The sequence below is a fragment of the Rhodopseudomonas sp. G2_2311 genome (genome assembly GCF_047501505.1).
Classification (GTDB): Bacteria; Pseudomonadota; Alphaproteobacteria; order Rhizobiales; family Xanthobacteraceae; genus Rhodopseudomonas; species Rhodopseudomonas palustris_H.
The window spans coordinates 82,193-98,316 of record NZ_JAZDRK010000015.1; the positions used below are offsets into that span (position 1 = coordinate 82,193).

At 65.9% G+C, this 16,124-nt stretch carries 18 protein-coding genes, 1 tRNA gene and 1 other RNA gene; 16 read left to right on the plus strand and 4 right to left on the minus strand.

The window, feature by feature from the left end; all coding sequences use genetic code 11:
- Nucleotides 1–156: 156 nt before the first annotated feature.
- Nucleotides 157–525, minus strand: a transfer-messenger RNA (tmRNA) gene (ssrA, locus tag VRZ08_RS18275).
- 140 nt (nt 526–665) lie between these two features.
- On the opposite strand from ssrA, the gene VRZ08_RS18280 reads away from it, so the two are divergent.
- The 14 genes from VRZ08_RS18280 to VRZ08_RS18345 all read left to right on the plus strand — a co-directional run bounded on the left by VRZ08_RS18280 (nt 666) and on the right by VRZ08_RS18345 (nt 14,264).
- On the plus strand, nt 666–1,262 hold the full coding sequence (locus VRZ08_RS18280) for a chromate transporter (protein WP_414533431.1): 597 nt from the start codon (nt 666–668) through the stop codon (nt 1,260–1,262).
- Nucleotides 1,259–1,789 carry a chromate transporter gene (locus tag VRZ08_RS18285; protein WP_414533432.1) on the plus strand — a complete coding sequence of 177 codons (531 nt, stop codon included), beginning with the start codon at nt 1,259–1,261 and terminating at the stop codon, nt 1,787–1,789. The genes VRZ08_RS18280 and VRZ08_RS18285 overlap by 4 nt, the downstream gene beginning before the upstream one ends.
- Nucleotides 1,790–1,860: 71 nt before the next feature.
- Nucleotides 1,861–2,361 (plus strand): tripartite tricarboxylate transporter TctB family protein, encoded by a 501-nt coding sequence (locus tag VRZ08_RS18290; protein ID WP_264074061.1) that lies wholly within the window; start codon nt 1,861–1,863, stop codon nt 2,359–2,361.
- Between the two features lie 7 nt (nt 2,362–2,368).
- Nucleotides 2,369–3,886 (plus strand): tripartite tricarboxylate transporter permease, encoded by a 1,518-nt coding sequence (locus tag VRZ08_RS18295; protein WP_414533433.1) that lies wholly within the window; start codon nt 2,369–2,371, stop codon nt 3,884–3,886.
- A gap of 101 nt (nt 3,887–3,987) precedes the next feature.
- Complete coding sequence (locus VRZ08_RS18300; protein ID WP_346295150.1) at nt 3,988–4,995, plus strand: tripartite tricarboxylate transporter substrate-binding protein; 1,008 nt, start codon at nt 3,988–3,990, stop codon at nt 4,993–4,995.
- A 174-nt stretch (nt 4,996–5,169) separates the two neighbouring features.
- Nucleotides 5,170–5,964, plus strand: coding sequence for a thymidylate synthase (locus tag VRZ08_RS18305; protein WP_414533434.1), 795 nt, complete (start codon nt 5,170–5,172; stop codon nt 5,962–5,964).
- A complete protein-coding gene (locus VRZ08_RS18310; RefSeq protein WP_346295148.1) occupies nt 5,961–6,503 on the plus strand; it encodes a dihydrofolate reductase in 543 nt (180 codons plus the stop codon). Before VRZ08_RS18305 ends, VRZ08_RS18310 begins: the two co-directional genes overlap by 4 nt.
- A gap of 144 nt (nt 6,504–6,647) precedes the next feature.
- Nucleotides 6,648–7,802 (plus strand): FtsH protease activity modulator HflK, encoded by a 1,155-nt coding sequence (gene hflK / locus VRZ08_RS18315; protein ID WP_107345273.1) that lies wholly within the window; start codon nt 6,648–6,650, stop codon nt 7,800–7,802.
- Nucleotides 7,799–8,734: a protease modulator HflC gene (hflC, locus tag VRZ08_RS18320; protein WP_107345272.1), complete on the plus strand. Its 936-nt coding sequence runs from the start codon at nt 7,799–7,801 to the stop codon at nt 8,732–8,734. The genes hflK and hflC overlap by 4 nt, the downstream gene beginning before the upstream one ends.
- A 240-nt stretch (nt 8,735–8,974) precedes the next feature.
- Nucleotides 8,975–9,175: a DUF2065 domain-containing protein gene (locus VRZ08_RS18325; RefSeq protein WP_107345271.1), complete on the plus strand. Its 201-nt coding sequence runs from the start codon at nt 8,975–8,977 to the stop codon at nt 9,173–9,175.
- Between the two features lie 214 nt (nt 9,176–9,389).
- Nucleotides 9,390–10,895 carry a Do family serine endopeptidase gene (locus VRZ08_RS18330; protein ID WP_263989077.1) on the plus strand — a complete coding sequence of 502 codons (1,506 nt, stop codon included), beginning with the start codon at nt 9,390–9,392 and terminating at the stop codon, nt 10,893–10,895.
- A gap of 6 nt (nt 10,896–10,901) precedes the next feature.
- Nucleotides 10,902–11,516 carry a class I SAM-dependent methyltransferase gene (locus VRZ08_RS18335; RefSeq protein ID WP_414533435.1) on the plus strand — a complete coding sequence of 205 codons (615 nt, stop codon included), beginning with the start codon at nt 10,902–10,904 and terminating at the stop codon, nt 11,514–11,516.
- A gap of 238 nt (nt 11,517–11,754) precedes the next feature.
- Nucleotides 11,755–12,966 (plus strand): ABC transporter substrate-binding protein, encoded by a 1,212-nt coding sequence (locus VRZ08_RS18340; protein ID WP_414533436.1) that lies wholly within the window; start codon nt 11,755–11,757, stop codon nt 12,964–12,966.
- 104 nt (nt 12,967–13,070) lie between these two features.
- Entirely contained in the window at nt 13,071–14,264 is a 1,194-nt protein-coding gene (locus VRZ08_RS18345) for a CaiB/BaiF CoA transferase family protein (RefSeq protein WP_414533437.1), read from the plus strand.
- Nucleotides 14,265–14,274: 10 nt separating this feature from the next.
- Here VRZ08_RS18345 and VRZ08_RS18350 read toward each other — a convergent pair whose 3' ends face one another.
- From VRZ08_RS18350 to VRZ08_RS18360, 3 genes are all read right to left on the minus strand, one after another.
- Entirely contained in the window at nt 14,275–14,607 is a 333-nt protein-coding gene (locus VRZ08_RS18350; protein ID WP_414533438.1) for a nucleotidyltransferase family protein, read from the minus strand.
- Nucleotides 14,604–15,017: a nucleotidyltransferase substrate binding protein gene (locus VRZ08_RS18355; protein ID WP_414533439.1), complete on the minus strand. Its 414-nt coding sequence runs from the start codon at nt 15,015–15,017 to the stop codon at nt 14,604–14,606. The genes VRZ08_RS18350 and VRZ08_RS18355 overlap by 4 nt, the downstream gene beginning before the upstream one ends.
- A 100-nt stretch (nt 15,018–15,117) precedes the next feature.
- Nucleotides 15,118–15,191 (minus strand) — tRNA-Gln (locus tag VRZ08_RS18360).
- Nucleotides 15,192–15,472: 281 nt separating this feature from the next.
- Here VRZ08_RS18360 and VRZ08_RS18365 point away from each other — a divergent pair.
- Entirely contained in the window at nt 15,473–15,703 is a 231-nt protein-coding gene (locus tag VRZ08_RS18365; protein ID WP_414533440.1) for an AbrB/MazE/SpoVT family DNA-binding domain-containing protein, read from the plus strand.
- Complete coding sequence (locus VRZ08_RS18370) at nt 15,700–16,104, plus strand: PIN domain-containing protein (protein ID WP_263989068.1); 405 nt, start codon at nt 15,700–15,702, stop codon at nt 16,102–16,104. Before VRZ08_RS18365 ends, VRZ08_RS18370 begins: the two co-directional genes overlap by 4 nt.
- The last annotated feature ends 20 nt before the right edge of the window (nt 16,105–16,124 follow it).

Consider the following 16,124-nt stretch of genomic DNA (forward strand, 5'->3'; position numbering starts at 1 on the left):
GCGGGGCCCGACTCGCGCCGAACATCATGCTACCCCGGCCGCCGCGTATGGTCAGCACCTATCGCGGCAGAATTGTGCGGCGCCGCGCCGGAGAAACCGGCGGTAAGCCATCCTCCAGCCTGCAAAATTCTGAACGAGCAAGGCATGATTAGAATGAGTGGAGGCTTCTGTTGCCAGGTGCCTCCGAACCCCGCCTAACGGAGCTTAACCCGTTAGGGCTTTAAAGTGGTCTTTCAAACTGCCTTACGCAGCCTGAGCAACCGGAGCATAGTTGTCGTTGGCAACTATTGCAGTAGCCCGATAACGGCGGAACAATACCGGGAAAAAGCGAGCCCTTTACGCCCTCGTCGATCCTATTTCGCCCCCGCCGAAACCCGCCTTTCCGAAACGAAAAGAGCGGGCTTGGGTGGAGGCGCCGGGTACCGCCCCCGGGTCCGAATGGTTTATTGCGGCGGCCATTTATTTCCATAGTCGGGTTGCCCCGACGCTCCCAATATAGGGGGCAATGCCGGCCGGCGAAAGGGCCTCGCGGCCAAGCACTTGTGGGCGGGCGGCCGGGACTTTCGAACGGCCGGTCCAGCATCCGGGCAGCTTCGCTGTGCGCGAACAGGGGGACGGCGGAAAAGCCGGTAGTTGTGCTCCTCGCGGCGGTCTAAAGCTTGCGAATGGCTCTTATCGATGCACCCGATCGTGATGCAGAGGGCGCCGCGGCTGCTCCGGCCCCTGGCCTCGGGGAGCTGTTCGTCGCCTTCGCCAAAATGTCGCTGGCGGGGTTCGGCGGCGTGCTGGTGTGGGCGCGGCGGGCGATCGTCGAGCAGCATCGCTGGATGACCGCCGACGAGTTCAATGAGACCTTCGCGCTCTGTCACTTCTTACCGGGACCGAACATCGTCAACCTGTCGGTGGTGTTTGGGGCGCGGTTCCGGGGCATCCCCGGGGCGATCGCCGCGTTTGCCGGGCTGCTCGGTCCGCCGCTGCTGATCGTGACGCTGCTGGCGGTGCTTTACGCCCATTACGGCGAGCTCGAGACCCTGCGGCGCATCCTGGCCGGGGTGTCCTACGCGGCGATCGGGCTGCTGTTCGCCGTGGTGTTCAAGATGCTGATGCCGCTGCTGCGCAAGCGTGATCCGGTCGCGATCGGACTGCTGGTCGCGGTGTTCGTCGCGGTCGGCGTGCTGCGGCTGCCGATGCCGTGGGTGCTGGCGGTTGCGGTGCCGTTCAGCATCGCGGCGACCTACCTGCTACGGAGACGCGCCGCATGACCGGGGCGCCTTCGCTCGGCGGTCTCGCCGCGACGTTCAGCACGATGTCGCTGTTCGCGATCGGCGGCGCCAATGCGGCGCTGCCGGAGATCCACCGCGTCGCCGTCACGCTCAACCATTGGCTGACCGAGCAGCAATTCGCCGACGCCTTTGCGATCGCCCAGCTGTCGCCCGGGCCCAACGTGCTGATCGTCACGCTGATCGGCTACCAGGCCGCCGGGCTCGCCGGTGCGCTGGTGGCGACTGTCGGGATGTGCGGGCCGAGCGCGACCCTGGCCTATGTGGTCAGCCGGCTGTTGGGCCGGGCCGGCCAATCGCCATGGCCCGGGATCATCCAGGCGGCGCTGGTGCCGCTGTCGATCGGGCTGATGGCGGCGAGCGGCCTGATCCTGGCGCTGGGCTCCGACCGGTCCACCGCGGCGGTGATCCTGACCGCGACGGTTGCGGTGCTGGCGGCGGTGACCCGGATCAATCCGCTGTGGCTGTTGCTCGCCGGCGGCGTGTTGGGATTTGCCGGCGTTGTTTGATCCAAGCCGATAGGCCAAACACAGAAGATGCCGTTCGCGAGGCGGGCGGTGCGCAGTGCGGGGAGGGACCGATGGACGAAGCGCCGAGCGGGTTGCGTGAGCGATCGGTATTTCCGAGCTGGATCCGCGGACCGCAGGATTTCGTCGGCGGGCTGGCGCTGATGGCGGTTGCGGCCTTCGCGCTGTGGGCGGCTAGCGACCTTGGCGGCATGCAGGGCTTTCGCTTCGGTGCCGGCACGGTGCCGCGGCTGTTGGCGGTGCTGCTGCTCGGCCTGGGCGCGGTGGTCGCTGCGACCGGGATCTTCGCCCCCGGCGAGCAGCTGGCGAAATTCCATTGGCGCGGGCCGTTGTTCGTCGGCCTCGCGATCCTGTCGTTCGCGGTGACGATCCGGCCGCTCGGCCTGGTGATCGCGGCGTTCTCGAGTTTCCTGATCGCGGCGCTGGGGACGCCTGAGACGCGCTGGGGCGAAACCTTCGTGGTCGGCCTGGTGCTGACCGCGGCCTGCTGCGGGCTGTTCGTATATGGGCTGGCGCTGCCGTTCGCGCTGTGGCCCGCGTTCCTGACGCAGTGAGGCCGGGATGATGGACCTGTTTTCCAATCTCGCGCTCGGCTTCCAGGTCGCCGCGTCGCCGACCAATCTGTTGCTCTGCCTGATCGGCGCGCTGGTCGGCACCTTGATCGGCGTGCTGCCGGGGATCGGCACTATCGCCACGGTGGCGATGCTGCTGCCGATCACGTTTGGGCTGCCGCCGGTCGGCGCGCTCATCATGCTCGCCGGCATCTATTACGGCGCCCAGTACGGCGGTTCGACCACCTCGATCCTGGTCAACATTCCGGGCGAGGCGACCTCGGTCGTGACCACGCTCGACGGCTTCCAGATGGCCAAGCAGGGCCGCGCCGGCCCGGCGCTGGCGATCGCGGCGATCGGCTCGTTCGCCGCCGGCTGCTTCGCCACCGTGCTGATCGCGCTGGTCGGCGAGCCGCTGACACGGCTGGCGCTGGAGTTCGGGCCCGCCGAGTACTTCTCGCTGATGGTGCTCGGCCTGGTGTTCGCCGTGGTGCTGGCGCGCGGTTCGGTGCTGAAGGCGGTGGCGATGATCGCGTTCGGGCTGCTGCTGTCGACGGTCGGCTCCGACATCGAAACCGGCGTGTCCCGGATGACCTTCGATGTTCCGGAACTGGCGGACGGGCTCGGCTTCGCCACCGTGGCAATGGGGGTGTTCGGGTTCGCCGAGATTATCCGCAACCTCGACTTCGGCGCCGCGACCGACCGCGAACTGGTGCAGCAAAAGATCACCGGGTTGATGCCGACCCGGAAGGATCTGCGCGACGCCGCGCCGGCGATCGGCCGAGGCACCATCCTGGGTTCGCTCCTCGGCATCCTGCCTGGCGGCGGGGCGGTGATCGCCTCGTTCGCCGCCTATACGCTGGAGAAGAAGATTGCGCGCGACCCCAAGCGGTTCGGGCGCGGCGCGATCGAAGGCGTGGCGGCGCCGGAAAGCGCCAACAACGCCGCCGCCCAGACCTCGTTCATCCCACTGCTGACGCTCGGCATTCCGCCGAACGCAGTGATGGCCCTGATGGTCGGTGCGATGACCATCCATAACATCGTGCCCGGGCCTCAGGTGATGAAGAACCAGCCCGAACTGGTCTGGGGCATGATCGCCTCGATGTGGATCGGCAACCTGATGTTGCTGGTGATCAATCTGCCCCTGGTAGGTATTTGGGTGCGGTTGCTCCGCGTCCCGTACCGGCTGATGTTTCCGTCGATCGTGGTGTTCTGCTGCATCGGGATCTACTCGGTGAACAACGCCCCGGTCGATGTCATCCTGGCGGGTGCCTTCGGGCTGATTGGTTACTGGCTGGTGAAGCACGACTTCGAACCGGCGCCGCTGCTGCTCGGCATGGTGCTGGGTCCGCTGATGGAAGACAATCTGCGGCGCGCGCTGCTGATCTCGCGTGGCGATGCCTCGGTATTCATCACCCGGCCGCTGTCGGCCTCACTGCTGGTGGTAGCCGCCGGCCTGCTGATCCTGGCGGTATTACCTATGCTGCGGCGCAAGCGCGACGAAGTGTTTGTCGAGTCCGAAGGGTAATTTCAGCGCCGCCAATCCCGCATCGCCGCAACGTCGTTTTCGCCGGTTGATCTGATAGCGAGTAATTCGCTATCACCACGTCTTTCCGGCGGAGACGCACAATGCATTTGTTTGACGGAGCGAGCGCAGCGAGGTGCGCTGCGATCGCCCTGATGGCACTCTGGGTGTCGCCCGCCGCGGCCGCCGAGCCGGACCGGTTGGACCAGATCGACTTTCCCGTTCGTACCGTCACCGTCGTGGTTCCGTTCGCCAGGGGTGGACCGACCGATACTGTCACGCGGCTGATTACTGCCGAGATGGCGAAGACGCTCGGCCAGCCGATCGAAATCGAGAACATGCTCGGTGCCGGTGGTACGCTGGCAGCGACCCGCGTCGCGCACGCCGCGCCCGACGGCCACACGCTGATCGTCGGACATCTTGGAACTCACGGGGCCGCGGTGGCGCTGTTCCCCAAGCTTGCCTATCGGCCCGACAAGGACTTCTCGCCGGTCGCGCTGCTCACCGAGATGCCCGTCCTGTTGCTGGCCCGCAAGCAGTTCCCGCCGAAGGACCTCAGCGAGTTCGCGTCCTACGTGAAATCGCACACCGACAACCTCAACGTCGCACATGCCGGCTTCGGCTCGGTGTCATACGCGTCGTGCCTGCTGCTCAACCGCCTGCTCAAGGTCGATCCGACCGGGGTGCCGTTCAGCGGTACCGGCCCGGCGCTGCAGGCGCTGATGGAAGGGCAGGTCGATTACATGTGCGACCAGATCGTCAATGCGGTGCCGGCGCTGCGCGAAGGCAAGATCAAGGCCTATGTGATTGCCTCGTCGGAGCGCGATCCGGTGGTTCCCGACATACCCACCGCCCGTGAAGCCGGGCTGCCCGGCTTCCAGGTCGGGGCGTGGACCGGCCTGTTCGCGCCCCGCGGCACGCCGGAACCGATCGTCGCCAAGATCAACGCGGCGGTCTCCCGCGCCCTCGACCAGTCGGATGTCCGGACCCGGCTGACCGACCTCGGCGCCCTGGTGCCGCGGCCCGAGCAGCGCGCCCCGGTCGTGCTGGCCCAGCTAGTCCAGGACGAGATCAACCGCTGGGAAGAGGTGGTGAAGGGAAACATCCCCTAGCAGCAACCTCCGGGCGGAGGCCGATCACGGGCCTGCGTGTGGAAGGGCGGCGCGGCGGCCTTGCCCTGGCCATCGTCCCGGGCCATTTTCGCAGCCTGTCCGGATTCTCCTTAAAGCCCACGCGCCCGCAGGCCTGAACGGCCGCGTCCGCGGCATCTTCGAGCCACATCGCCGATGATCCAATATCACGACCTGCTCGAACGCATTTTGAGCGACGGGGCGGAGAAGCACGACCGCACCGGCACCGGAACGCTGTCGGTGTTCGGGCATCAGATGCGCTTCGATCTTGCGGCCGGATTCCCGATGGTGACCACCAAGCGGCTGCCGCTAAAGGCGATCGTCCACGAACTGCTGTGGTTCCTGAAGGGCGACACCAACATCAAATATTTGCACGATCACGGCGTCACGATCTGGGACGAGTGGGCGGACGCCAACGGCGATCTCGGCCCGGTGTACGGTGCGCAGTGGCGCTCCTGGCCGACCGCGGACGGCGGCTCGATCGACCAGATCGCGGGCGTCGTCGAAATGATCAAGCGCAATCCGGATTCACGGCGCTTGATGGTCACGGCGTGGAATCCGGCCGACGTCGAGAAGATGGCGCTGCCGCCGTGCCACTGCCTGTTCCAGTTCTATGTCGCGAACGGCAAGCTGTCCTGCCAGCTGTATCAGCGCTCCGCCGATGTGTTTCTCGGCGTGCCGTTCAACATCGCGTCCTACGCGCTGCTGACCATGATGGTGGCGCAAGTCACCGGTTTGAAGCCGGGTGAATTCGTTCACACCCTCGGCGACGCGCATCTGTATTCCAATCACCTGGAGCAGGCGCGGCTGCAGCTGACCCGCGCGCCGCGCGCGCTGCCGGTGATGACGATCAATCCGGCGGTGAAGGACATCTTCGGCTTCCGCTACGAGGATTTCACCCTGACCGGCTACGACCCGCACCCGCACATCAAGGCCGAGGTGGCGGTGTGAGTAGTAACGCCGCGGAGGTAGCAGGCCTGTCGATCGTCCTGGTCGTCGCAGTTGCTGACAATGGCGTGATCGGGCAGGGCAACGCGATCCCGTGGCGGCTGAAGTCGGATCTGCAGCGGTTCAAACAGCTCACACTGAACAAGCCGGTGATCATGGGCCGCAAGACCTATCAGTCGATCGGCCGGCCGCTGCCCGGGCGCACCAACATCGTGGTCACGCGCGATGCGGCGTTTACGGCTCCGGGCGTGGTGGTGGCGCCGTCATTTACGGCGGCCGAAGAGGTCGCGCGCGGCGATGCGCTGCGGCGTTTTGCCACCGAGATTGCGGTGATCGGCGGGGCGGAGATCTACACGCAGTGGCTGCCACGCGCGGCGCGGATCGAACTCACCGAAGTGCATGCGCAGCCCGCCGGTGATACCTCGTTTCCGCCGATCAGTCCGGAACAATGGCGTGAAGTGGCACGCGAACGTCATACGGCCGGGCCGCACGACAGCGCTGATTTTTCCTATGTGACGTATCGACGCGAAACCATGTGCTGAGCGGGGGCGCGGCACCGTTTGCAATTGACAAACCTTCGTCAAGGCTTAGCTCGCAACGCGGAATGACGCGCGTTGTGCCCGGGGGGACGGTCCCCTATAAAGCCGGGCAGACTGCGGCCGTTCGGCTGCGAAGGAGATGTTTGAATGCCGTGGAAGAATCAAGGCGGAGGCCCGTGGGGTTCAGGCCCCAAAGGTCCGTGGGGCTCGGGGCCACAATCATCGGGACCGCGGCCGCCTGATCTTGAAGACCTGCTCCGTCGTGGTCAGGACCGGCTGCAACAGATTCTTCCCGGCGGCCATTTCAGCGGGCTCGGTATCGCGATCGTGCTGCTCGGCGCGCTGGCGATCTGGGGCCTGTCCGGCTTCTTCCGCGTCCAGTCGGAAGAGCTCGGCGTGGTGCTCCGCTTCGGCAAGCACGTCCGCACCGTGCAGCCGGGTCTGAACTATCACCTGCCGTATCCGATCGAGACCGTGCTGCTGCCGAAGGCGCTGCGCGTCAACACGATCAGCATCGGCATGACGCTGATGAACGATCCCGCCCGCCGCGGCGCGACCATGCACGACGTGCCGGAAGAGAGCCTGATGCTGACCGGCGACGAGAACATCGTCGACGTCGACTTCACCGTGCTGTGGCGGATCAAGCCCGACGGCGTCGGCGACTACCTGTTCAACATCCAGAGCCCGCAGGGCACGGTGAAGGCGGTGGCCGAGAGCGCGATGCGCGAAGTGATCGGCCGCTCCGACATTCAGCCGATCCTGACCGGCGCCCGCTCCACCATCGAAAACGCCGTGCAGGAACTGATGCAGCGGACGCTCGACAGCTACGGCGCCGGCGTGCTGGTGCAGCAGGTGCAGCTGCAGAAGGTTGACCCGCCGCAGCAGGTGATCGACGCCTTCCGCGACGTGCAGGCCGCGCGCGCCGACCAGGAGCGCATGCAGAACGAAGCGCAGACCTACGCCAATCGCGTCATCCCCGACGCCAAGGGCCGCGCTTCGCAGATCATCCAGAACGCCGAAGGCTACAAGGGCCAGGCGGTCGCCGAGGCCAAGGGCCAGAGCGCGCGCTTCCTGGACGTGTACGAGGAATACAAGAAGGCCCCTGCGGTGACCCGCGAACGTATCTATCTTGAAACCATGGAGCGCGTGCTCGGCTCCGCCGACAAGCTGGTCTACGATCCGGGCGCCGGCAATGCGCAAGGCATCGTGCCCTATCTGCCGCTGAACGAACTGACCCGGCGCTCGTCGCCGCCGGCAACCGTGCAGCAGAACCAGCAGCCGATGGGCGGAGGCAACCGATGAAGGCCGGAGTCGCAGGAGTCGTCGCGCTGATCGTGGCGCTGGTCGCGGTCATCGTCGGCTGGTCGTCGCTGTTCACCGTGAATCAGACCGAGCAGGTGCTGCTGGTCCGCCTCGGCGAGCCGGTGCGGGTCGTCACCGAGCCGGGTCTGCATTTCAAGGCGCCGTTCATCGATACGGTGATCAGCATCGACAAACGGATTCTCGACCTCGAGAACCCGTCCCAGGAAGTGATCGCCGCCGACCAGAAGCGGCTCGTGGTGGATGCGTTCGCGCGCTACCGGATCAAGAACGCGCTGCGCTTCTATCAGAGCGTCGGCTCGATCCCGGCCGCCAACGTGCAGCTCACCACGCTGCTCAACGCGTCGCTCCGTCGCGTGCTCGGCGAGGTCACCTTCATCCAGGTGGTGCGCGACGAGCGTGAGGCTCTGATGGGCCGCATCCGTGCCCAGCTCGACAAGGAAGCGGAAGGCTACGGCATCTCGGTGGTCGACGTCCGGATCCGCCGCGCCGATCTGCCCGACCAGAACAGCCAGGCGGTGTATCAGCGGATGCAGACCGAGCGTCAGCGTGAAGCCGCCGAGTTCCGCGCGCAGGGCGGCCAGAAGGCGCAGGAGATCCGCTCCAAGGCCGACCGCGAAGCCACCGTGATCATCGCCGAGGCCAATTCCGAGGCCGAGCAGATCCGAGGTTCGGGCGACGCCGAGCGTAACCGGCTGTTCGCGACGGCGTACTCGAAGGACCCTGAGTTCTTCGCGTTCTACCGGTCCATGACCGCTTACGAGCAGTCGCTGAAGAGCAACGACACCCGCTTCCTGCTGCGGCCTGACTCGGACTTCTTCCGGTTCTTCGGCAGCCCGGACGGGCGGGCGGCCACGAACGGCGCTGCGCCGGCCGCGGCTGCAGCTCCGGCGGCACCTGCCGCACCGCGCTAAACGGAACCACGATATTGCAGCGGGCCGCCCACCAGCGGCCCGTTTGCTTTTGGCCTTACCCTTCGCCTGCTATGGCCGGCTAAGGCTCCGGTCAGAAGGCGCGACAAAACAACCCTGTAGAGCCGCAGTTGGATTTCAATCGGACGCGGAATTGCTCTAGAACAGGCCGATCAACTGCGGCGCGCGCTGAGCTGCGCTGGGACAACAAGGGCCGCGCGCCGGCCGGGAGGAAGCTGTCGCATGAGGTCTTTCGCGTTCGCCGACCTCCTCATCGGCGTGGGATTGCTGTTCGTTCTGGAAGGCCTGATCTTCGCGGCCAGCCCGAATTGGATGCGGCGGGCGATGAAGAGCGCACTGGAAACTCCGGACAACGTGCTGCGTGCGGTCGGCATCGGCTCCGCGGTCGGCGGCCTGCTGCTGATCTGGCTGGTCCGGCACTGAGGCGCGTATCCGGCGTTGTCGCCCCGGTGACGGTGCCGGAATGCTGTCACGACGTTTTCAACCACGACATCGGGTTTGACGCTGGTTTTCGCCGCAATCAGTGGCGCGGATAGGGTAGCTTCGTTCACCACCGATGCTTGCGCCGGTCCCAGGATCGGGCGCAGTGTTCACGCGACTGCGCTCTCTTTTGCGCACGCCAGGAGATGATTCGACCATGCCCGCTGCGATCGCCCTTAGTTCCCGGATCAGGCCCTTGCGGATCAGGCCGCTGTTCGCCGCGCTGTGCCTCGGCGCGGCGGTGATCGCCGGCCCGGCGCCAGCCTCCGCCCGCGGCCCCGAAGGGATCGCCGATGTCGCCGAGAAGGTGATCGATGCGGTGGTCAACATCTCCACCACCCAGACGGTCGACGCCAAGGGCTCGGGCGAGAGCAAGGGCGGCGCCGCGCCGCAATTGCCGCCGGGCTCGCCGTTCGAGGAGTTCTTCGAGGACTTCTTCAAGAACCGCCGCGGCGAAAAGGGTGGCGGCCCACGCAAGACCAATTCGCTCGGCTCCGGCTTCATCATCGATCCGGCCGGCGTCGTCGTGACCAACAATCACGTCATCGCCGATTCCGACGAGATCAACGTGATCCTCAACGACGGCACCAAGATCAAGGCGGAGCTGGTCGGGGTCGACAAGAAGACCGACCTTGCGGTGCTGAAGTTCAAACCGCCGGCGGGCAAGACGCTGACCGCGGTGAAGTTCGGCGACAGCGACAAGCTGCGGCTGGGCGAATGGGTGATCGCGATCGGCAACCCGTTCTCGCTCGGCGGCACCGTGACTGCCGGCATCGTCTCGGCGCGCAACCGCGACATCAACTCCGGCCCGTATGACAGCTACATCCAGACCGACGCCGCGATCAATCGCGGCAACTCGGGCGGCCCGCTGTTCAACCTCGCGGGCGAAGTGATCGGCGTGAACACCCTGATCATCTCGCCGTCGGGCGGCTCGATCGGCATCGGCTTTGCCGTGCCGTCGAAGACCGTGGTGCCGGTGGTCGATCAGCTCCGTCAGTTCGGCGAACTGCGCCGCGGCTGGCTCGGCGTCCGCATTCAGCAGGTCACCGACGAGATCGCCGAGAGCCTGAGCATCAAGCCGGCGCGCGGCGCGCTGGTCGCCGGCGTCGACGATAAGGGCCCGGCCAAGCCGGCCGGCATCGAGCCGGGCGACGTGGTGGTGAAGTTCGACGGCAAGGACATCAAGGAGCCGAAGGACCTGTCGCGCATCGTCGCCGACACCGCGGTCGGCAAGACCGTCGATGTCGTCCTGATCCGCAAGGGCAAGGAAGAGACCAAGCAGGTCACGCTCGGCCGGCTCGACGACGATGCCAAGCCGCAGCCGGCTTCGGCAAAGTCGCAGCCCGAACCGGAAAAGCCGGTGACCCAGAAGGTGCTGGGCCTCGATCTCGCCGCGCTGTCGAAGGATCTGCGCGGTCGCTACAAGATCAAGGACAGCGTCAAGGGCGTGCTGGTGACCGGCGTCGACGATGGCTCTGATGCTGCCGAGAAGCGGCTGTCGGCCGGTGACGTCATCGTCGAGGTGGCCCAGGAGTCGGTCGGCAGTGCCGCCGACATCAAGAAGCGGATCGACCAGCTCAAGAAGGACGGCAAGAAGTCCGTGCTGCTGCTGGTCGCCAACGGCTCCGGCGAGCTGCGCTTCGTCGCGCTCAGCCTACAATAAGGCACTATGGCCGAACCGGCCCGGACCGCGCCTGCCGTCGACTTCGTCGGCGGCGCGGTCGGCTATCGGTTTCGCACCCAGGCCGGGCGCAGCCACGCGCTGCTCAAGGCCACCGGCGTGTCGCCGACCCGTCCGCTGCATGTGATCGACGCCACCGCCGGCCTCGGCCGCGACGCCTTTCTGCTCGCCTCGATGGGCGCGACGGTGACGCTGATCGAGCGGGTGCCGGAGGTGCATGCGCTGCTGGCCGAAGCGCTCGAAGCCGCGCGCAACGAGAGCAACGAACTCGCAGCGATCATCGGCCGGATGACGCTGCTGCACGGCGATGCCCGGGTGCTGCTGCCGACGCTGCAGGCCGACGTCGTCACCATCGATCCGATGCATCCGCCGCGAACCAAGACCGCACTGGTGAAGCAGGAGATGCGGCTGCTGCGCGATCTGGTCGGCGCCGATCCGGATGTCGGCGAGCTGTTGGCTGCAGCGCTGGCGGCCGACTGCGGCCGCGTGGTGCTGAAATGGCCGCTGCGGGCCGCTGCGCCGCCGGCCGCGCGCAAGCCCTCGCATCAGATCGCCGGCAAGACCGTCCGCTACGACGTCTACGTGCGGCCGCGCGCTCGCTGACCGGCGAGTGTTCGACGGCTTTCCGAGCCTGCGAAATTTGCATGCAGATGCGTACGGGATCGCACGCCTCAGCGCGGGCGAAGGATGTATGTTTTTCATCAACCGGTGAGCCGTGCGCTCATCCATAACAGGCGCCTGCAACACGCAGCGCGAACGCGGCCACCACCGCCGCGAGGGAGCGAAGACCGGACAGCATCGCGACAAGACGATGCGGCCGGACCAAGGAGGAAGACCCCGCATGCAATTGTTTCGGCACACACCGATCGTCGCCGCGGCTGCGCTGCTTGCAGTGCTTGGCGCCGGCCCCGCGTTAGCCGGCGGCAGCTACGATCCCGGCGCCAGCGACAGCCTGATCAAGCTCGGCCAGACCATGCCGTATTCGGGACCGGCGTCGGCCTATTCGACGATCGGGCGGGCCGAGGCCGCTTACTTCAAGATGCTGAACGACAAGGGCGGCATCAACGGCCGCAAGGTCGAATTGCTCAGTCTCGACGATGCTTATTCGCCGTCGAAGACGGTGGAGCAGGTCCGCCGCCTGGTGGAAAGCGACGAAGTGCTGGCGATGTTCTCGATCCTCGGCACCGGCCCGAATATCGCGGTGCAGAAGTATCTCAACATCAAGAAGGTCCCGCAGCTGCTGCCGTTCAGCGGTGCGAGCCGCTGGAACGACGCCGCGCATTTCCCGTGGAGCACAGGCTCGCAGCCGACCTACAAGACCGAGGGCAGGATCTACGCGAAGTGGATTCTCGCCAACAAGCCGAACGCCAAGATCGCGGTGATCACGCCGGCCGAAGAAGCCGGACGCGATTATCTCGCCGGCTTCAAGGAAGGGCTCGGTGAGCACGTCAACCAGATCGTGTCTGAGGCGGTGTACGAAACCACCGACCCGACCGTCGACTCCCAGATCGTCAAGTTCAAGGCCGCCGGCGCCGACGTGCTGTTCAACGAATGCACGCCGAAATTCGCCGCGCAGGTGATCAAGAAAGCCGCCGAGCTCGGCTGGAAGCCGCAGATCATTCTGCCGGCGGTGTCGAATTCAGTCGGCTCGGTGCTGAAGCCGGCGGGGCTGGAGAACGCGGTCGGCATCGTCACCGGTGCTTACCTGAAGGATCCGGGCGATCCGCGCTGGGCCAATGATCCCGGCATGCAGCAATGGCGCAGCTGGATGCAGGCCTACAATCCCGGCGCCGATCCGGCCGACATCTTCAACGTCTCCGGCTACACCTTTGCGCAGATGATGGAGCTGGTGCTGCGCCGCGCCGGCGACGATCTCACCCGGGCTAACCTGATGAAGCAGGTGGAGGCGCTGAACGGCGTCGAGATGCCAATGCTGCTGCCCGGCATCAAGCTGCAGATGTCGCCCGATCAGCGTACGCCGATCCGGCAGCTGCAGATGGCGCGCTTCAACGGCACCTCGTGGGAGCTGTTCGGCGACGTGCTGAGCGAGTAGTTGCGCGCGACGCAGGATGGGGGAGGGGCCTGCCGCTCCCGTCCCGCTGAATGGCGTCGCGCTGTCGACGTCGAGTCGTTCCCTTCAATCAAATCGTTGAGTCCATGACCGCACCGACCGGGCCGCTCGCCGGCATCCGCATTCTCGATCTCACCAGCGTGCTGTTCGGCCCCTATGCGGCGCAGATCCTTGGCGACTGGGGCGCCGACGTCATCAAGATTGAAACCCTCGACGGCGACATGTGGCGCTACACCGGGCTGTTTCGAAACCGCGGCATGAGCGGCCAGTTCATGGCGGTGAACCGCAACAAGCGCAGCCTTGCGTTGGACCTGAAGCATCCCGACGGCAAGGCGGTGCTGCAGCGGCTGATCCCGACCGCCGACGTGCTGCTCACCAACGTCCGCCCCGCTGCGATGGCGCGGCTCGGCTTCGGCTATGACGCCTGTGCGGCGCTCAATCCGCGGCTGATCTATGCGGCGGCGACCGGCTTCGGCCAGGACGGCCCGTGGGCGGCGCGGCCGGCGTTCGACGAGATCATTCAGGCGGCTTCGGGTCTTGCCTCATCGATCGGCTCGGACGACGAGCCGCAATTCGTGCCGAGCCTGGTCGGCGACAAGATCTGCGGCCAGGCGCTGGCCGGAGCGGTGTCGGCGGCGCTGTTCAGCCGCGAGCGCACCGGCAAGGGCCAGCTCGTCGAAGTGCCGATGTTGGAGACCATCGCCGGCTTCAACAGCATCGAGATGCTCGGCGGCTACGCGTTCGATCCGCCGATCGGCCCGTCCGGCTACAAGCGGATGAAGGAGCGCAAGCCGGTGCGTACCAAGGACGGCTGGATGACGATGCTGCCGTATTCCGGCGACAACTGGTGCGCGTTCTTCGAGGCGGTCGGCCGCTCCGAACTGATCGACGAGCTGCAAGTGCGCGATCCGGTGGCGCGTGCGGAGAACATCGACCGGATCTATGCGGCGATGGCCGAGATCGCGCCGGCCCGCACCACCGCCGAGTGGGAGGAATTGCTGCTGCGCCTCGACGTGCCGCACACGGCATTTGCCAAGATCAGCGAGATCGGCGAGCAGGAGCACCTCAAAGCGGTCGGCCTGTTCGCCGCGATCGATCACCCCAGCGAAGGCAAGCTCCGCCAGGCCCGCCCGGCGACGCGCTTTTCCGAAGCTCCGCCCAACCTGCACCGCCCGACGCCGCGGCTCGGCGAACATTCCCGCGAGGTGCTGCTGGAGGCCGGCTACCGCGCCGCCGAGATCGACACGCTGGTCCAGGCGAAGGCGGTGGGCGAGGGGTGAGGAGCGCAGCTCAGGGAGTAGACGCGCTGGCGGCCTGCACCCGCACCGCATCGCGCCGGATCACGTCGCGAAACCGCGCATCGGTCTGAGCCCACTCAACGACGTCGACCTTGAATGGAAGGTCCGACTCCTCGAACGCTTCCTTCAGTTCGGCCACCTTGTGGAGGCCGAGCGGATCCTCTCCGAGCACGGCGAGATCGAGATCCGAATACCGCTTCGCCTGTCCCCGAGCGCGCGAGCCGAAGGCGAGAACTTCCCGGTCCGGGATCTGCGTCGCCAGGATATCGCGAACCATCGCCCAGTGCTCGGGGCGCAAATCCAGCTTCGGCAGGGGCGCCGTCATGACAGCCGCTCGGCGAGACGGTCGTAAAGTACGCGGGCTTCCTCGATGAAGCGCGGGATGCCGCCGACCACTTCCAGCGCAACGTCTTCATTGTAGGTGTGGCTGGTTTTGCTGCGCATTTCGCGGAAGCCGCGCCAGTCGGCCCATTCGCCGAGGAGCAGGCCCTGTCCGCCGGCGGTGCGGATCAGATCCTGAAAGCTCATGCCGTCGATCAGCGCCGGGTTCGGCGAAGCGAATTCCAGATAGCGCTTCAGCATCTTGTGCGCGATCTCATAGGTGAACTCGAAGCGCTGCACCAAGCCGTCGCGAATTTGAGTATCGGAGATGTCCGCCTGATAACGTGCCAGTCCCTCGATCAGGCGATCGAGCGCACGCTTGAGTAGCGAGATGTCTGGCTTGGTGTCGGTCATCAACGCTCACCCGGCTGGTGCCGTTCGCGCCGAGCGGCGCCGCAGCGATCGGTGAACGATAGGTCGAAACGAGGGATTTTCAATCGGCCTAGGCCGGAACTGGCTGGGGAACCTGGATTCGAACCAAGACAAACAGAGTCAGAGTCTGTTGTGCTACCATTACACCATTCCCCACCGAGAATGCGCTGACGGATCAGGCATTTAGGAGTGATGCACGGGGCACACTCGACACGGTGCCGGGCGCGGCGGTAGTGGCTCGCGACGCACCTCGGGTGTGCGGGTCTTCTAGCTGCGTCGGCTCCGGCCCGCAAGAGGGTTGCTTGCGACAGATGGGGAGATCGGGAGCCGATCTCGCCGCCGGCAGCGATCGGCTGGGCGAGGCGAACACTCGCTCTGGTTGAATTTTTGGATATCCTGCATATGATATACCTGCTCGCAGGGGCATGGAGGGTGCGATGAAGGTCTCCAGATGGGGTAATAGCCTTGCCGTCAGGCTGCCGAATGCGCTGGTGGACAAGCTCGATCTGAAAGAGGGCGACGAGCTCAACGTGGTCGACGTCGTCGGGCGGACGGTGGTGGTCGAAAAGGAGGACAGAAGGAAAGCCGCGCTGGAGCGCATGGCCGAGCGCAAGTGGAAGTTGCCTGAGGGCTATCGCTTCGATCGTGACGAGGCCAACGAGCGGTGACGGCTTTCTTCGATACTAACATTCTAGTCTATGCTCAGGAAACGGGCGCGAAAGCGGACCGTGCACGGGCCGTCTTGGGCGGCGGTGGCAGGCTCAGCGTTCAAGTGTTGAACGAGTTCACCGTTGTGGTGCAGCGCAAGTTCGGCCGGGGGTGGAGGGAGATCGCCGAGGCTATCGACGACGCTCTGGCTGTGTCCGGGCCACCACTGCCTCTGACGCAAGATCTGCACGTTGCCGCTCGCGTGCTCGCTGAGACGTGCAAGCTGTCGTTCTACGACGCGCTGATCGTCGCTGCCGCGCAGGAGGCCGGCTGCGAGGTGCTGTACAGCGAGGATTTGCAGCACGGCCGCAGCTTCGGCACGTTGCGCGTCGAAAATCCGTTTCTGGAAAATCCGCGATAAAGCGCGCTCGCGCGACAACC

What these genes read in the sequence shown, in the direction of transcription:
- VRZ08_RS18295 (WP_414533433.1), top strand. Translation starts at nt 2,369, where the DNA reads ATGATGGACCTGTTTTCCAATCTCGCGCTCGGCTTCCAGGTCGCCGCG.
- VRZ08_RS18290 (WP_264074061.1), top strand. Translation starts at nt 1,861, where the DNA reads ATGGACGAAGCGCCGAGCGGGTTGCGTGAGCGATCGGTATTTCCGAGC.
- VRZ08_RS18305 (WP_414533434.1), top strand. Translation starts at nt 5,170, where the DNA reads ATGATCCAATATCACGACCTGCTCGAACGCATTTTGAGCGACGGGGCG.
- VRZ08_RS18350 (WP_414533438.1), bottom strand. Translation starts at nt 14,607, where the DNA reads ATGACGGCGCCCCTGCCGAAGCTGGATTTGCGCCCCGAGCACTGGGCG.
- VRZ08_RS18300 (WP_346295150.1), top strand. Translation starts at nt 3,988, where the DNA reads ATGCATTTGTTTGACGGAGCGAGCGCAGCGAGGTGCGCTGCGATCGCC.
- VRZ08_RS18325 (WP_107345271.1), top strand. Translation starts at nt 8,975, where the DNA reads ATGAGGTCTTTCGCGTTCGCCGACCTCCTCATCGGCGTGGGATTGCTG.
- hflC (WP_107345272.1), top strand. Translation starts at nt 7,799, where the DNA reads ATGAAGGCCGGAGTCGCAGGAGTCGTCGCGCTGATCGTGGCGCTGGTC.
- VRZ08_RS18285 (WP_414533432.1), top strand. Translation starts at nt 1,259, where the DNA reads ATGACCGGGGCGCCTTCGCTCGGCGGTCTCGCCGCGACGTTCAGCACG.
- VRZ08_RS18345 (WP_414533437.1), top strand. Translation starts at nt 13,071, where the DNA reads ATGACCGCACCGACCGGGCCGCTCGCCGGCATCCGCATTCTCGATCTC.
- VRZ08_RS18330 (WP_263989077.1), top strand. Translation starts at nt 9,390, where the DNA reads ATGCCCGCTGCGATCGCCCTTAGTTCCCGGATCAGGCCCTTGCGGATC.
- hflK (WP_107345273.1), top strand. Translation starts at nt 6,648, where the DNA reads ATGCCGTGGAAGAATCAAGGCGGAGGCCCGTGGGGTTCAGGCCCCAAA.
- VRZ08_RS18340 (WP_414533436.1), top strand. Translation starts at nt 11,755, where the DNA reads ATGCAATTGTTTCGGCACACACCGATCGTCGCCGCGGCTGCGCTGCTT.
- VRZ08_RS18365 (WP_414533440.1), top strand. Translation starts at nt 15,473, where the DNA reads ATGAAGGTCTCCAGATGGGGTAATAGCCTTGCCGTCAGGCTGCCGAAT.
- VRZ08_RS18280 (WP_414533431.1), top strand. Translation starts at nt 666, where the DNA reads ATGGCTCTTATCGATGCACCCGATCGTGATGCAGAGGGCGCCGCGGCT.
- VRZ08_RS18355 (WP_414533439.1), bottom strand. Translation starts at nt 15,017, where the DNA reads ATGACCGACACCAAGCCAGACATCTCGCTACTCAAGCGTGCGCTCGAT.
- VRZ08_RS18335 (WP_414533435.1), top strand. Translation starts at nt 10,902, where the DNA reads ATGGCCGAACCGGCCCGGACCGCGCCTGCCGTCGACTTCGTCGGCGGC.